Source organism: Methylobacterium amylolyticum, from assembly GCF_030700245.1.
GTDB lineage: Bacteria > Pseudomonadota > Alphaproteobacteria > Rhizobiales > Beijerinckiaceae > Methylobacterium.
The window spans coordinates 34,475-49,711 of sequence record NZ_JAUYZI010000043.1 but is presented as its reverse complement, the minus strand read 5'-3'; the positions used below and the strand labels follow the sequence as shown (position 1 = coordinate 49,711).

Sequence of the window (15,237 nt, the reverse complement as noted above, 5' to 3'; positions counted from 1 at the left end):
GCCACCCTTGTATCTAGGAGGCGGCCCTGTGATGTGCTGAGATTGGGGCTGCGCCGGGTGGGGTGGCCACCCCACCCGGCGCGCGGCGTTTGGCGCCCGCCCACCCTCCGGCCACAACCGTGGGAGAGCTTTGGGACCGAACGCCGCCTCGTCACGCACGACCGGACAGTCGCTCGATTGCCGCTCGCATGGACAAGGCAGGTCACCGTGACACGCATCCTCTGTGGCGTCGACATCGGCGCCGACACCCTGGTCGCCCGCCTGGGCCGGGACGGGCCCGAACACACCTGCCGCAACACGCCGGAGGGTCTGGCCGACCTCGTCGCCTTCTGCCGGACGCATCGGGTCGACGTGGTGGCCATGGAAGCCACCGGCGGCTACGAGCGCTTGGCGTTCGGCCTGCTCTGGGGCGAGGGCCTCGCCTGCGCGCTGCTCAACCCGCGCGCCGTGCGCCGGTTCGCCGAGGGTATGGGCGTGCTGGAGAAGACCGACCGGATCGATGCTGGGCTGATCGCTTGGTACGCGCAGGTCAAGGCTGTCCGGCCCACCCCGCTCGCCTCGGCGGCGCAGGCCCGGCTGACCGCCCTGGTGACCCGCCTGCGCCAGCTCACCGCGCTCAAGGTCAGCCAGAGCAACCAAGCCCGTCTCGTCACCGATCCGGACGCCCTGGCCTCGTTCGCGCCCATCCTGGCCGCGGTCGCGGCGCAGACCCGGCGCCTGGAGGCGCTGATCGCCGAAGCGCTCGCCGCCGACCCGCTCTGGGCGGCGCTGGAGGCCGAGTTCCGCACGATCAAGGGCGTGGCGGGCCGCACGGTGGCGCTGCTCATGGCCGAGATGCCCGAGATCGGCACGCTCTCGGGCAAGGCGGCGGCCAAGCTCGCCGGCCTCGCCCCCCTGGCCAACGACAGCGGACGCCGCACCGGCCCGCGGCCGATCCGGGCCGGGCGCGCGAGCGTGCGCGGCATCCTGTTCGTGGTGGCCGAGATCGTCCGCCGCCATGAACCGGACTTCCAAGCCTTCCATCAGCGGTTGAGCCAAGCCGGCAAGCCCAAGAAGGTCATCCGCGTCGCCCTCGCCCACAAGCTGCTCGTGCGCCTCAACGCAAAAGCCCGAGATCTCCGTGCCGCTCTGCCCCAACCCGCTTGACACCCCAGACAGTCGCTCTCCCGCAGAGGGGAGAGGGAGGGGCCTGTCGGAACCGGAGTCGCAGGCCGGCCCCCGCCGGGCGAGCTGCCTCACCCGTGGTCGTGGTGCCCGTGGTCCTCCGGCAGACGCAAGCCGAAATGGCTGACCAGATCCTGCACCTGCGCCGGGCTGAGCATTCGCGGGTTGAGGTTGCGCAGGAGCAGGTAGAGCTTGGCCGTCTCCTCCAGCTCCTCCGTGGCGAACACCGCGCCCTCCAGGCTCTCGCCGGCCACCACCGGGCCGTGGTTGGCGAGCAGGACGGAGCTGTACCGGCCGGACAGGCCCCGGATCGCGTCGGCCACCGCCGGGTCGCCCGGGCGGTAGTAGGGCACCAGCGCGGTGGCGCCGTTGCGCATCACGCAATAGGCGGTCAGTGGCGGCAGCACCGCCCGCGGGTCGATCTCGGGCAGCATCGACACCGCCACCGCGTGGGTCGAGTGCAGGTGGACGATGGCCCTGGCCTCCCCCCGGCTCTCGTAGAGCGCCGCGTGCAGCGGGATTTCCTTTGTCGGTTTATCACCCGAGACGAGCCGGCCATCGGCGTCGAGCCGGGAGATCCGCGCCGGGTCGAGGAAGCCGAGCGAGGCGTTGGTCGGGCTCACCAGCCAGCCGCCGTCGGGGAGCCGCAGGGAGATGTTGCCGGAGGAGCCCGGCGTCAGCCCCCGCTCGAACAGCGAGCGCCCGTAGCGGCAGATCTCCTCGCGCAGCCGCGCCTCGTCGCTCATGCCGTCGCTCCCTCGATCACCGTGAACCCCACATCGATCCTCTTTGCTCCGTCGCCGACGAGGCAGGCGGCGGCCTGCCGCCCGATCTCCAGGCGCGGCGTGCGCACGGTCGCGAGCGGCTGCGGCATCGCCGCGCCGAAATCGAGCCCGTTGAAGCCGAACAGGGCGAGCCGCCCCGGTACCGCCCAGCCCGCCGCGAGGCAGGCGAAGTAGCCGCCGAGCGCCATGTCGTCGTTCGAGAAGTAGACCGCGTCGAGCTCCGGGCACCGCGCCATCAGCGCCTCCAGCCCCGCCCGCCCCGCGGTCGCCGAGGAGGGCCCGGGCCGGATCTCCTTGTCCATCAGCCCGATCCCAGCCTCGGATAAAACCTCCTCGAACCCCGCGAGCCGCTTGCCAGCCCGCAAGTCCGAAAAACAATCGTGGCCGACATAGCCGATGCGGCGGTAGCCCCGGGCGCGCAGGAACTGGGCGCTGGCCCGGCCGACCGCCCGGTTCGAGAAGCCGACCACGGTGTCGATCCCCGGCCCATCGAGGTCGATCATCTCGACGACGCGCACGCCGGAGGCGCGGGCGAGCGCCGCGGTGCCCAACGTGTGCTCCAGGCCGGTGAGCAGCAGCGCCGCCGGGCGCCAGGACAGGAGGGCCGCGGTCAGCGCCTCCTCACGCTCTGGGTCGTAGTCGCTCACCCCGATCACCCCCTGCACGCCCTCGGCGTCGAGCGCCGCCGTCAGGCCGCGCAGCAGGTCCGGGAACACGACGTTGGCGAGCGAGGGCACCACGATCCCGACGAGGCGCGCGCCGCTGCCGGCGAGGCTGCCCGCGAGGCGATTGGGCACGTAGCCGAGCCGGGCCACCGCCTCCGCCACCCGCGCGCCCGCCCGCTTCGAGTAGGAGCCGTGGTTGCGCAGCACCCGCGAGACCGTGCTCTCGCCGACGCCCGCCGCGCGGGCCACGTCGCTGAGCGTCACGAGCCGGCCCGGCGGCTGGAAATCCGACATCTCCCGGTCGCTCCCGGCAGGTTTCGGGCCCGGCATGGCGGCCGGCCCGGCGCCGCACGATCGGATTGGCAGCGCTGCCAATTCGCGATAAACGACGATTCGGCGCCGCCGGCAAGAGCGGCGCGATCGATTCGGTCCGTGCCCCGATCAGTGCCTGGGGGCGGGCCGGGGACGGGACGGTCAGGCCGGGTCGCGCGACGCGCCGACCCGCGAAGCGCAGGGAGCCGGCGATGACGGAGGCCACGACGGGCCGCGCGGCGGTGATCGGCCTCGGCTCGATGGGCGCCGGGATGGCGGCCTCGCTGCTGCGGGCCGGGTTCGCCGTGGCGGCCTGCGACGTGAACCCGGAGGCGGTCGCCCGCTTCCGCGCGGCGGGCGGGACCGGCGCCGGGAGCCCCGCCGAGGCGGCTTCGGGCGCCGACGTGGTGATCTCCGTCGTCGTCAACGCCGCGCAGACCGAGGCGGTGCTGTTCGGCGAGGGTGGAGCGGCTGCGGCGATGCCGGAGGGCGCGGTATTCGTCTCCTCCGCCACGATGGACCCGGCACTGGCCCGCGGCCTCGCGGCGCGGTTGGAGGCCACCGGCCGCCACTATCTCGACGCGCCGATGAGCGGCGGGGCGGCCCGGGCCGCCGAGGGCGGGCTGACCTTCCTCGCCTCCGGCTCGGCCGCGGCCTTCGCCCGGGCGCGGCCGGCGCTCGATGCCATGGCCGGCACCGTCTACGAGCTCGGCGACGCGCCGGGCCAGGGCGCGGCCTTCAAGATGATCAACCAGTTGCTCGCGGGCGTGCACATCGCCGCCGCCTGCGAGGCGATGAGCTTCGCCGCCAAGCAGGGGCTCGACCTCGCCCGGGTCTACGAGGTGATCACGAAATCGGCGGGCAACTCGTGGATGTTCGAGAACCGGGTGCCGCACATCCTCGACGCGGACTACGAGGCCCGCAGCGCGGTCGACATCTTCGTGAAGGATCTCGGCATCGTGCAGGACATGGCGCGGGCGGAGAGATACCCGGTGCCGGTGGCGGCGGCCGCCCTCCAGATGTTCCTGATGGCCTCGGGCGCCGGCATGGGCCGGGACGACGACGCCTCGGTGGCGCGCGTCTACGCGCAGGTTTCTGGAGCGACCTTGCCGCTCCCACCCGCCGCCTCATCCTGAGGTGCCCGCGTCAGCGGGCCTCGAAGGAGGCTTCCAGGGTTCGCGCGGGTTCTGGAGCCCTCCTTCGAGGCCTCCGCTACGCTCCGGCACCTCAGGATGAGGTGATCTGACAGGACAAGGCGCAGGGAGTCCGAAGACAATGCCGCGGTTTGCCGCCAACCTCAGCCTGATGTTCAACGAGGTGCCGTTCCTCGACCGCTTCGAGGCCGCCGCGCGGGCGGGCTTCGAGGCGGTCGAGTTCCTGTTCCCCTACGAGCACCCGCCCGAGGCCATCGCCGAGCGCCTCGAGGCGAACGGCCTCACCCAGGCGCTGTTCAACATGCCCCCCGGCGACTTCGCCAAGGGCGAGCGCGGGCTGGCGGCCTTCCCGGAGCGGGCGGACGAATTCCGGGCCGGGGTCGACACGGCGCTCCGCTACGCCGAGGCGACGGGGGTGCGCCGCCTGCACATGATGGCGGGGCTCGCCTCCCCCGACGACCCGCGCGCCGCCGAGAGCTACCGCCGGTCCGTGACCTACGCGGCCGAGACGGTCGCGGGTGCCGGCATCGACCTGCTGCTGGAGCCGATCAACGGCCGCAACATGCCGGGCTACTTCCTGAACGATTTCGGGCGGGTGGCGCAGCTCATCCGGGAGCTGGGCCTGCCCAACGTCAAGCTCCAGTTCGACCTCTACCACTGCCAGATCATCCACGGCGACGTGACGATGCGGCTGCGCGACCTGATGCCGATCGTCGGCCACGTCCAGACCGCGAGCGTGCCCGAGCGCCACGAACCCGGCACGGGCGAGATGGGCGACGCCTTCCTGTTCGCGGAACTCGACCGGCTCGGCTATGCCGGCTTCGTCGGCTGCGAGTACATCCCGGCGGCGGGCACCGAGGCGGGCCTCGGCTGGTTCGCCCCCTACCGCAAGGGAGCCTGACGCGATGGCCCTCGCCTCTCACCGCATCGCCCTCGGCTGCGTCGCCGACGACTATACCGGCGCCTCGGACCTCGCCAACACGCTGACCAAGGCCGGCCTGCGCACGGTCCAGACCATCGGCGTGCCGGCCGACGACCTGCCCCTGCCCGCGGCCGACGCCGTGGTGGTGGCGCTCAAGAGCCGGTCGATCCCCGCGCCGGAGGCGGTGGCGCGCTCGCGCGAGGCGGAGGGCTGGCTGCGGGCGCGGGGCGCGGGCCACGTGATGTTCAAGGTCTGCTCGACCTTCGACTCCACCGACGCCGGCAACATCGGCCCCGTCATGGACGCCCTCCGGACGGAGGCCGGCGAGCCGATCGCGCTGGTCACCCCCGCCTTCCCGGAGACCGGGCGCAGCGTCTACCAGGGCAACCTGTTCGTGGGCGCGGTGCCGCTGAACGAGAGCCCGCTGAAGGACCACCCGCTCAACCCGATGCGCGACGCCAACCTCGTGCGGGTGCTGGCGCGCCAGAGCGCCGGGTCGGTCGGGCTCGTCGACGTCGCGACGGTGGCGCGGGGGGCGGAGGCGGTGGCCGCGCGCCTCGACGACCTCGCCGCAGCGGGGCACGGGGCGGCCATCGCCGACGCGATCTTCGACGACGACCTGGAGGTTCTCGGGCGCGCGATCGTGGCGAAGAAGTTCTCGGTCGGCGCCTCGGGGCTCGGGCTCGGGCTCGCGCGGGCGCTCGCCGCGGACGGGCGCGGCACCCGGGACGCCGCCGGGGCGGCGGTGGGCGAGCCGGTGGGCGGGCACGCCGCCTGCCTCGCGGGAAGCTGCTCGCAGGCGACGCTGGCGCAGGTCGCGGCGGCCGAGGCGCACATGCCGGTGCTGCGCCTCGACGCGCGGCACCTGCTCGCCGGTGCCGACGCGGTCGCCGAGGCGCTGGCCTTCGCCGGCGACCGCCTCGCCGCCGGCCCGGTGCTGATCGCCTCCTCGGCGGATCCCGAGGCGGTGCGCGCCCTCCAGGCCGAGCACGGCGCGGAGGCGGCCGGCCGCGCGATCGAGGACGCCCTGTCGCGGATCGCCGAGGAGCTGGTGGCGCGCGGCGTGCGCCGCCTCGTGGTGGCGGGCGGCGAGACCTCGGGGGCGGCGGTCGATCGGCTCGGCCTGCGCGCCTTCCTGCTCGGGCCGGAGATCGCGGCCGGCGTGCCGGTGCTGCGCACCGTCGGGCGCTCCGAGCCGATGCTGCTCGCCCTCAAATCCGGCAATTTCGGCGGGCCCGACTTCTTCGCCCGCGCCCTCGACCTGATGCAGTGAACGTGTCCCCGTGCGGCGCTCGGGCGGAGGCGAAATCCGCCTCGCGCAGCGATGCGTCGGATTTCGCAAGGAGGCTTCCATGCACGCCCTGATCCTCGGCGCCGCCGGCATGATCGGCCGGCGCCTCGTCGACGCTCTCGTCGCCGAGGGCCGCGTCGGCGGGCAGCCGCTCACCGCCCTGACGCTCCTCGACGTGGTCGCCCCCGCCGCGCCCGAAGGCTTCACCGGCCCGGTGCGGGCCGAGGCCGCGGACCTGTCCGCCCCCGGCATCGCCGAGGCGGCGATCCGCGCGCGCCCGGAGGTGATCTTCCACCTCGCGGCGGTGGTCTCCGGGGAGGCCGAGGCCGATTTCGACCTCGGCTACCGGGTCAACCTCGACGCCACCCGGGCGCTGTTCGAGGCGATCCGCGCCGCCCACGCGGCCGAGGGCTACCGGCCGCGGGTGGTGTTCACCTCCTCGCTCGCCGTGTTCGGGCCGCCCTTCCCCGGGATCATCCCGGACGATTTCTCCTTACGCCCGGCGACCTGCTACGGCACGCAGAAGGCGATGGGCGAGTTGCTGCTCGCCGACTATGCCCGCCGCGGCTTCCTCGACGGGATCGGCATCCGGCTGCCGACCATCTGCGTGCGGCCGGGCAAGCCGAACAAGGCGGCCTCGGGCTTCTTCTCCGGCATCATCCGCGAGCCGCTGGCCGGGCAGCCGGCGGTGCTGCCGGTGCCGGACACCGTCCGCCACTGGTTCGCGAGCCCGGCCGCCGCGGTGGGCTTCCTCACCCACGCCGCCGGCCTCGACCTCGCCCGCCTCGGGCTGCGGCGCAACCTGACCATGCCCGGCGTCTCGGCCACCGTCGCCGAGGAGATTGAGGCCCTGCGCCGCGCCGCGGGCGACGCGGCGGTCGCCCTGATCCGGTGCGAGCCGGACGAGCGGATCCTGCGCATCGTCGAGACGTGGCCGGAGGCGTTCGACCCGGCCGCCGCGACCGAGCTGGGCTTCCGCGCCGACGATTCGTTCGACGCGATCGTCGCGCGGCACGTGGCGGAGTTCCACGGGGGCTGAGCGGTTCCGGTCGAAGGGCTCGCGATCACCGCCTCCGTCTTTGCGAGCGCAGCGAAGCGACCCGGCGGCGCCACATCGACGGGCGTCGCGCAGCCCTGGGTCGCTTCGCTGTCGCTCGCGATGACGGCGCGGGCTCGGAGAATCGAACGATTCGGCCGGAAACCGTGTGCGGCGTCAGCTCAGCGCGGGCGCGATGTCGGTCTGCGGGAAGTCGTCGCCCACGAACAGCAGCGGCACGCCGTGCGTCCGCGCGCAGGCGTAGGCGAAGCAGTCGCCGAGGTTCAGCCGGGCCGGGTGGCGGCCCTTGCCGTAGCGGGCGTGGGCCGCGAGGGCCGCGGCCCCCTCCGCATCCGTGACGGGAATCACCCGGATGCCGGCCGTATCCAGGAAGCGCGCGAGCTGCGCTTCCGAGACCGTGATGTCCTGATCCAGCTTGCGTGACAGGGCGGTCGCCGTCTCGAAGAGCGCGAGCGCCGAGGTGATCGGCGCGTGCGCCGCGTCCAGGCATCGCATCAACGCCCCGGCGGCCGGTTCCGCCGTCAGGATCGCGACCATCGCCGAGGCGTCGACGAACATCACTCGTCGTTCAGGCTGTCGTAGAACGCCTTGTCCGCCGCGAGCCCCGTCCGTGGCACCGCATCGATCTCGTCCAGGAGCGGCTTCAGGCGCTCCACCAGCGGCACGGCCTTGTCGCGCCGGTCGATCTCCTGCACGAGCGCGATCCGCACCGCCTCGGTCTTGCTCACGCCCAACTGCGATGCCAGCCTGCCCGCGAGTTCGTTGACCGCCTCGCTGCGGATGTTGAGCGGCATGTCCGCCTCCGTGTAGACACGACGAGCGTAGTGTCTACACACCCCCGCCGCAAGCGCCCCACACACGCAAGAGAGCCCGGATGACCCGCCTCGACGAGGCCCGCGCAGCCCTGCAGACCACCTTCGGCTACGCGGATTTCCGGCCCGGGCAGGACGAGGTGATCGGCGCGGTGCTCGACGGCGCCGACGTGTTCGCGGTGATGCCCACGGGCTCGGGCAAATCGATGACCTACCAGCTCCCGGCGCTGGTGGATGCCGGCCTGACGGTGGTGGTCTCACCCCTCATCGCCCTGATGCACGACCAGGTGCAGCAGATGCGCGGCTTCGGCATCGCCGCCGCGACCCTGAATTCGAGCGTGCCGGAGGCGGAATCGCGCGAGACGTGGCGCGGCATCCGCTCGGGCGACCTGCGGCTCCTGTTCGTCTCCCCCGAGCGGCTGCTGATGGACGGCTGCATGGACGCCCTGCGCGGGGCCGGGGTACGGCGGCTCGCGGTCGACGAGGCGCACTGCGTCTCGCAATGGGGCCACGACTTCCGCCCCGAGTACCGGGAGATCGCCCGCGCCCGGCAGGCGCTCGGCGACGTGCAGACGCTCGCGCTCACCGCCACCGCCGACGCCGCGACGCGCGCCGAGATCGCCGAGCGGCTGTTTCCGGAGGGGCGGCCGCCGAGGACCTTCGTCCACTCCTTCGACCGGCCGAACATCCGCCTGACCTTCGCGCCGAAGGACAGCCCGGCCCGGCAGATCGAGCGCTTCCTGAAGCACCGCCGCTCCGAGAGCGGCATCATCTACTGCTCGTCCCGCAAGCGCACCGAGCAGCTCGCCGAGACGCTGAGCAAGGACGGGTTCGACGCCCTGCCCTACCATGCCGGCCTCGACCAGGGCACGCGGATGAAGAACCAGGACCGCTTCCTCCAGGAGGACGGGGTGGTGATGACCGCCACGATCGCCTTCGGCATGGGCATCAACAAGCCGGACGTGCGCTTCGTCTGCCACGCCGACATGCCGAACAACGTCGAGGGCTACTATCAGGAGATCGGCCGCGCCGGCCGCGACGGGCTGCCCGCCGACACGCTCACCCTCTACGGCCTCGACGACATGGCGCTGCGCCGCCGCCAGATCGACGAGAAGGAGATCTCCGAGGAGCGCCGCCGGGTGGAGCGGCGCAAGCTGGAGGCGATGATCGCGCTGTGCGAGGGCGCCACCTGCCGCCGCCAGTCCCTGCTCGGCTATTTCGGCGAGACGAGCGGGGCTTGCGGGCGCTGCGACCTCTGCCGCGGCGGCGTCGAGCTGATCGACGGGACGGTGGCGGCGCAGAAGGTCCTGTCGGCGATCGTGCGCACCGGGAGCCGCTTCGGCGCGGCCTATGTCTGCGACGTGGTCCACGGCAAGGAATCCGACCAGATCCGCCGCAACGGCCACGGCAGCCTCAAGACCTTCGGCGTCGGCGCCGACAAGCCGGTGGCGGCGTGGCGGGCGATCCTGCGCCAGCTCTTCGCCGCCGGGGCGGTGGCCGAGAACGGCGACGGCTACGGCGGCCTGTCGCTGACCGACAAGGGCACGGAGATCCTGTACGGCCGCGAGACGGTCCAGGTCCGCCCCGACCCGGAGCCGAAGGCGGAGGCCCGGGACCGCCGCCGCGGCGCGCCGCGGGCGGCCGACGAGATGGGCCTGTCGGAGGCCGACGAGGCCCTGTTCCAGCACCTGCGCGGCCTGCGCGCCACGATCGCCCGGGGCGAGGGCATCGCCGCCTTCATGGTCTTCCCCGATCGGACGCTGATCGAGATGGCCCGGCAGAAGCCGGTGGACCTGTGGGCGATGCGCAGCGTGCACGGGGTCGGCGAGCGCAAGCGCGAGGCCTACGGCGAGCGCTTCGCGGCGGCCATCGCCGAGTTCCTGGCCCATCCCTCGGCGGCGTGAGGCCGCCTCCGTTCGCGCTACGGTGCGGGATGATGTTGCAACGCGGGCGCGGAACGCACTAATCCGTCGCTGCCGTGACGCCGCCCGGTCCGGGCCGTCCGGTCCCGGTTCCGGGACCGACCACGCCGAGGCTGACCATGTTCCGCAACGACGTCCCGATCACGCCCGAACTCGTGGCCCAGCACGGCCTGAAACCGGACGAGTACGACCGCTTCCGCGGGCTGATCGGCCGCGACCCGACGCTGACCGAGCTCGGCATCGTCTCGGCGATGTGGAACGAGCACTGCTCGTACAAGTCCTCGCGCAAGCACCTGCGCGGCCTGCCGACCTCGGCGCCGTGGGTGATCCAGGGGCCGGGCGAGAACGCGGGCGTCATCGACATCGGCGACGGGCTGGCCTGCGTGTTCAAGATGGAGAGCCACAACCACCCGAGCTTCATCGAGCCCTACCAGGGCGCGGCGACCGGCGTCGGCGGCATCCTCCGCGACGTGTTCACGATGGGCGCCCGGCCGATCGCGGCGCTCAACGCCCTGCGCTTCGGCGACCCGGAGCACCCCCGCACCCGCTCCCTCGTCTCGGGCGTGGTCGCCGGCATCGGCGGCTACGGCAACTCGTTCGGCGTGCCGACCGTCGGCGGGCAGGTCGGCTTCCATAAGCGCTACGACGGCAACATCCTCGTCAACGCGATGGCGGTGGGTCTGGCCCGGGCCGATTCGATCTTCTACGCGGCCGCGGCCGGCGTCGGGAACCCGATCGTCTACCTCGGCTCGAAGACCGGCCGCGACGGCATCCACGGCGCCACCATGGCCTCGGCCGAGTTCGACGCGGAGAGCGAGTCGAAGCGCCCGACCGTGCAGGTCGGCGACCCCTTCGCGGAGAAGCTGCTGCTGGAGGCCTGCCTGGAGCTGATGGCGTCCGGCGCCGTCATCGCCATCCAGGACATGGGCGCGGCGGGGCTGACCTGCTCGGCCGTCGAGATGGGCGCCAAGGGCGACCTCGGCGTGGAGCTCGACATCGACAAGGTCCCGGCCCGCGAGACCGGCATGACGCCCTACGAGATGATGCTCTCCGAGAGCCAGGAGCGCATGCTGATGGTGCTCAAGCCCGGCATGGAGGCGCAGGCCGAGGCGATCTTCGTGAAGTGGGGCCTCGACTTCGCGGTGATCGGGCGCACCACCGACACGCTGCGCTTCGTCATCAAGTGGCACGGCGAGACGGTCGCCGACCTGCCGATCAAGGAACTCGGCGACGAGGCGCCGCTCTACGACCGGCCGCACATCGCCAACACCCACCATCCGGTGGTCGCGCCCGCCGACGTGGCCGCCCCCGCCTCGCTCGCCGACGCCCTGACGCGGCTCGTCGGCTCCTGCGACCTCGCCTCGAAGCGCTGGGTGTTCGAGCAGTACGACCACTTCATCCTCGGCAACACCGTGCAGAAGCCCGGCGGCGACGCGGCGATCGTGCGGGTCGAGGACGGGCCGAAGGGCTTGGCACTGACCTGCGACGTGACCCCGCGCTACTGCGAGGCCGACCCGGTCGAGGGCGGCCGGCAGGCGGTGGCCGAGGCGTGGCGCAACATCTCCGCGGTCGGGGCCCGCCCGCTCGCCATCACCGACAACCTCAACTTCGGCAATCCGGAGAAGCCCGAGGTGATGGGCCAGCTCGTCGGCTGCCTCCAGGGCATCGGCGAGGCCTGCCGGGCGCTGGACTTCCCCGTCGTGTCCGGCAACGTCTCTCTCTACAACGAGACCAACGGGGTGGGCATCCTGCCGACCCCGACCATCGGCGGCGTCGGCGTCCTCGACGACGTCGCGCGCCACGCCACGATCGCCCTCAAGCGCGAGGGCGACGTGCTGGTGCTGGTCGGCGCCGGCGAGGGCTGGCTCGGCCAGTCGGCCTATCTGGCGGTGATCGAGGGCCGCGAGGACGGCGCCCCGCCCCCGGTCGATCTCGGGCTGGAGCGCCGCAACGGCGACTTCGTGCGCGGCCTGATCGCCTCGGGCGCCGTCGACACCGTCCACGACCTCTCCGACGGCGGGCTGGCCGTGGCGCTCGCCGAGATGGCGATGGCCGGAGGCCTCGGCGCGGCGCTCCCCGAGGTGCCGGTGGACCTGCCCGCCCACGCCTACCTGTTCGGCGAGGATCAGGCCCGCTACCTGCTCGCCGTCGAGCCGGACGCGGCCTCCGACCTCCTCTACAGCGCCTCGGCGCAGGGGATCGACGCGGCCGTGGTCGGCGTCGTCGGCTCCGACCGTTTGACCCTGCCGGGCGGCGAGACCATACCCGTGGCCGACTTGGCCGCGGCGCACGAGGGCTGGCTGCCCGCCTACATGGCGAGCCAGCCCGCCGCCCCCGCCGCCTGAGCCCTGACGGAGTTGCACCGATGCCGATGGACGCCCGCGAGATCGAGCGGATGATCGTCGAGGCCCTGCCCGACGCGCGGGTCGAGATCCGCGACCTGGCCGGCGACGGCGACCACTACGCCGCCACCGTGCTGAGCCACGCCTTCAAGGGCAAGACCCGGGTGGCCCAGCACCAGATGGTCTACGGCGCGCTCCAGGGCCGGATGGGCGGCGTGCTCCACGCCCTTGCGCTGACCACGGGCGTCCCGCAGGATTGAGGGGCCTCGAAGGATCGAGCCCGATGGACGACCGGCCGAGCCTCTACGACGACGATATCGTGACCTGGGCCGAGGAGCAGGCTGCGGCTCTGCGCGCGCTCGGCACGCGCGGTGATCTGTCGAATGCCGTCGATTGGGAGAACATCGCCGAGGAGATCGAGAGCGTGGGGCGTTCTCACATCCGGGCTGTCGAGGGCCTGCTGATCCAGACGCTCGCGCACCTGCTGAAGCGTGTCTCCGCGCCGCTCGCACCTGCGAGCCTGCACTGGCGGGAAGAGATCGCGACGTTTCAGGCCACAGCATGGAACGCGTACGAGGCGTCGATGCGGCAGAGGCTCAACTGGGACAGGATCTGGAAGGTTTCACTGACGGCGGCGGAAGCGGGTCTCGGCGCTTACGGGAACGAGCTTCTTCCAGGCTTGCCAAAGGCTTGCCCGATCGATCCGCCCGACCTTCTCGCAGAGCGCTTCGACATTGATCGCGCTCTCCGCACGCTCGCGAGTTCGGTTGCAAGGCGCTGATCGACAGCGCACATACGAGAACGGCAAAGAGCAGGAAGCCTGACATGACCGACGCAAACACGACCATCCAGAACGAGATCGCCTCCCAGGATGTGGTGGTGTTCATGAAGGGCACGCCGCAGATGCCGCAATGCGGCTTCTCGGGGCAGGTGGTGCAGATCCTCAACTACCTCGGCGTGCCGTTCAAGGGCGTGAACGTGCTGGCCGATCAGGAAATCCGCGAGGGCATCAAGGCGTTCTCGAACTGGCCGACCATCCCGCAGATCTATGTGAAGGGCGAGTTCGTCGGCGGCTGCGACATCACCCGCGAGATGTTCCAGTCGGGCGAGTTGCAGACCTTCCTCGCCGAGAAGGGCGTGCCGGTGAAGAGCGCCGCCTGATGTTTTCGGATTCGGCGTCGCGCTGATGAGGGCGCCTCCGGGCGCCCTTTTTCGTGCCGCGGCCCCGGCATGAGGCGCGCGCATTCGCGTTTCGCGGGGCGATACCCTATATCGGAACCCTTCCAGACGAAGAGGTTCCGCTCGAAATGGCGACGGCGTCGCTCGACAGCGCCCGCGCGGCCGCACCCGCGATCGAGAAGGCGCCCGATTTCCGCCCCGAGGCGATCCCCGGGCAGCGCCCCTCCCTCGTCGGCCTGACCCGGGCCGAGCTGAAGGCGCGGCTCGTCGAGATGGGCGTGGCCGAGCGCGAGAGCCGGATGCGCGCCGGCCAGATCTGGCACTGGGTCAACTTCCGCGGGGCGACCGCCTTCGACGCGATGACCAACGTCGGCAAGGGCCTGAAGGCCGAGCTGGCGCAGCACTTCACCCTCGACCGGCCCGAGGTGGCCAACCGCCAGGTCTCCCGCGACGGCACCCGCAAGTGGCTGCTGCGCATGGCGCCGACCAACGCCCACGAGCACAACCGCGGCGCCGAGATCGAGTGCGTCTACATCCCGGGGCCGGACCGCGGCACGCTCTGCGTGTCCTCGCAGGTCGGCTGCACCCTCACCTGCTCGTTCTGCCACACCGGCACCCAGCGCCTCGTGCGCAACCTCTCGGCGGCCGAGATCGTGCAGCAGCTCGTCACGGCCCGCGACGAGCTCGGCGACTGGCCCGGCCAGATGCCGAGCCGCGACGCCTCCGGCGCCGGCGAGGCGGGCCGGCTCGTGACCAACATCGTGTTCATGGGCATGGGCGAGCCGCTCTACAACCTCGACGCCGTGGTCGACGCGGTGGGGGTGATGTCGGACCCGGAGGGGCTCGGCCTGTCGCGGCGGCGCATCACCGTCTCGACCTCCGGCGTGGTGCCGCAGATCCCGCGCCTGGGCGAGGAGGCGAACGCCATGCTGGCGATCTCGCTGCACGCGGTGCGCGACGACCTGCGCGACGAGCTGGTGCCGCTCAACCGCAAGTACCCGATCGCCGCGCTGCTCGACGCCTGCCGGCGCTATCCCGGCCTCAGCAACGCCCGGCGCATCACCTTCGAATACGTGATGCTGAAGGGCGTCAACGACTCGGACGGCGACGCCCGCGAGCTGGTCCGCCTCCTCAAGGGCATCCCGGCCAAGATCAACCTGATCCCGTTCAACCCCTGGCCCGGCAGTGCCTACGCGTGCTCGGACTGGGACCGGATCGAGCGCTTCTCCGAGATCGTGTTCAACGCCGGCTACGCCTCGCCGGTGCGCACCCCGCGCGGCCGCGACATCCTCGCCGCCTGCGGCCAGCTCAAGAGCGAGACCGAGAAGCTGCGCGCCCGCGCTCGGATGATGCTCGAAGAGGGGCTCGGGGCCGAGGGGTTCTACGCCGGCGCCGAGGATTAGGGTCAAAACCTCATCAGCTTGGCCGTGCGAGGGGCTGCTTGCGATCCCAAGCAGTCCTACGAGTGAGTCGGGAGCGGGCGTTCCATGATGATCTATCGCTCCTCCCCATGGTAGCTGTCCCGGACGAGGGCGAAACCTAGCTTCGCTCCGGTCGGCGATGGAGCGCTTCGAGCCGGTCCGCCCATCGCCGTGGCGATCACGACGCCCGCGATCAGCCGCGCGATCATAC

At 72.2% G+C, this 15,237-nt stretch carries 15 protein-coding genes; 11 read left to right on the top strand and 4 right to left on the bottom strand.

Annotation, left to right across the window (positions count from 1 at the left end; genetic code table 11):
• Nucleotides 1-207 precede the first annotated feature (207 nt).
• A complete protein-coding gene (locus Q8W71_RS24705; RefSeq protein ID WP_305524427.1) occupies nt 208-1,146 on the top strand; it encodes an IS110 family RNA-guided transposase in 939 nt (312 codons plus the stop codon).
• A gap of 89 nt (nt 1,147-1,235) precedes the next feature.
• On the opposite strand, the gene otnC is transcribed toward Q8W71_RS24705, so the two are convergent.
• Both otnC and Q8W71_RS24695 read right to left on the bottom strand, forming a co-directional pair.
• Nucleotides 1,236-1,910 carry a 3-oxo-tetronate 4-phosphate decarboxylase gene (gene otnC / locus Q8W71_RS24700; protein WP_305528067.1) on the bottom strand — a complete coding sequence of 225 codons (675 nt, stop codon included), beginning with the start codon at nt 1,908-1,910 and terminating at the stop codon, nt 1,236-1,238.
• Complete coding sequence (locus Q8W71_RS24695) at nt 1,907-2,908, bottom strand: LacI family DNA-binding transcriptional regulator (protein ID WP_305528066.1); 1,002 nt, start codon at nt 2,906-2,908, stop codon at nt 1,907-1,909. The genes otnC and Q8W71_RS24695 overlap by 4 nt, the downstream gene beginning before the upstream one ends.
• Before the next feature lie 65 nt (nt 2,909-2,973).
• Between Q8W71_RS24695 and ltnD the strand changes: the two genes are divergently transcribed.
• From ltnD to denD, 4 genes are all read left to right on the top strand, one after another.
• Nucleotides 2,974-4,062, top strand: a complete 1,089-nt coding sequence (gene ltnD / locus Q8W71_RS24690; RefSeq protein ID WP_370875521.1) for an L-threonate dehydrogenase — start codon at nt 2,974-2,976, stop codon at nt 4,060-4,062.
• Nucleotides 4,063-4,201: 139 nt separating this feature from the next.
• On the top strand, nt 4,202-4,981 hold the full coding sequence (gene otnI, locus Q8W71_RS24685; RefSeq protein WP_305528064.1) for a 2-oxo-tetronate isomerase: 780 nt from the start codon (nt 4,202-4,204) through the stop codon (nt 4,979-4,981).
• Nucleotides 4,982-4,985: 4 nt separating this feature from the next.
• Complete coding sequence (gene otnK / locus Q8W71_RS24680; RefSeq protein ID WP_305528063.1) at nt 4,986-6,275, top strand: 3-oxo-tetronate kinase; 1,290 nt, start codon at nt 4,986-4,988, stop codon at nt 6,273-6,275.
• A 79-nt stretch (nt 6,276-6,354) separates the two neighbouring features.
• Nucleotides 6,355-7,332, top strand: a complete 978-nt coding sequence (gene denD / locus Q8W71_RS24675) for a D-erythronate dehydrogenase (protein ID WP_305528062.1) — start codon at nt 6,355-6,357, stop codon at nt 7,330-7,332.
• 174 nt (nt 7,333-7,506) lie between these two features.
• On the opposite strand, the gene Q8W71_RS24670 is transcribed toward denD, so the two are convergent.
• Nucleotides 7,507-7,908: a type II toxin-antitoxin system VapC family toxin gene (locus Q8W71_RS24670; protein WP_305528061.1), complete on the bottom strand. Its 402-nt coding sequence runs from the start codon at nt 7,906-7,908 to the stop codon at nt 7,507-7,509.
• Entirely contained in the window at nt 7,908-8,144 is a 237-nt protein-coding gene (locus Q8W71_RS24665) for a type II toxin-antitoxin system VapB family antitoxin (protein ID WP_305528060.1), read from the bottom strand. Before Q8W71_RS24665 ends, Q8W71_RS24670 begins: the two co-directional genes overlap by 1 nt.
• Before the next feature lie 80 nt (nt 8,145-8,224).
• Here Q8W71_RS24665 and recQ point away from each other — a divergent pair, with 80 nt between their 5' ends.
• From recQ to rlmN, 6 genes are all read left to right on the top strand, one after another.
• Nucleotides 8,225-10,066: a DNA helicase RecQ gene (gene recQ / locus Q8W71_RS24660; RefSeq protein ID WP_305528059.1), complete on the top strand. Its 1,842-nt coding sequence runs from the start codon at nt 8,225-8,227 to the stop codon at nt 10,064-10,066.
• Nucleotides 10,067-10,203: 137 nt separating this feature from the next.
• Nucleotides 10,204-12,429 (top strand): phosphoribosylformylglycinamidine synthase subunit PurL, encoded by a 2,226-nt coding sequence (purL, locus tag Q8W71_RS24655; protein WP_305528058.1) that lies wholly within the window; start codon nt 10,204-10,206, stop codon nt 12,427-12,429.
• Nucleotides 12,430-12,449: 20 nt separating this feature from the next.
• On the top strand, nt 12,450-12,686 hold the full coding sequence (locus Q8W71_RS24650) for a BolA family transcriptional regulator (protein ID WP_305528057.1): 237 nt from the start codon (nt 12,450-12,452) through the stop codon (nt 12,684-12,686).
• A 23-nt stretch (nt 12,687-12,709) separates the two neighbouring features.
• On the top strand, nt 12,710-13,207 hold the full coding sequence (locus Q8W71_RS24645) for a DUF29 domain-containing protein (protein WP_305528056.1): 498 nt from the start codon (nt 12,710-12,712) through the stop codon (nt 13,205-13,207).
• A 44-nt stretch (nt 13,208-13,251) separates the two neighbouring features.
• On the top strand, nt 13,252-13,587 hold the full coding sequence (grxD, locus tag Q8W71_RS24640; RefSeq protein ID WP_305528055.1) for a Grx4 family monothiol glutaredoxin: 336 nt from the start codon (nt 13,252-13,254) through the stop codon (nt 13,585-13,587).
• Nucleotides 13,588-13,733: 146 nt separating this feature from the next.
• Nucleotides 13,734-15,008 (top strand): dual-specificity RNA methyltransferase RlmN, encoded by a 1,275-nt coding sequence (gene rlmN, locus Q8W71_RS24635; protein WP_305528054.1) that lies wholly within the window; start codon nt 13,734-13,736, stop codon nt 15,006-15,008.
• Nucleotides 15,009-15,237: the final 229 nt, after the last annotated feature.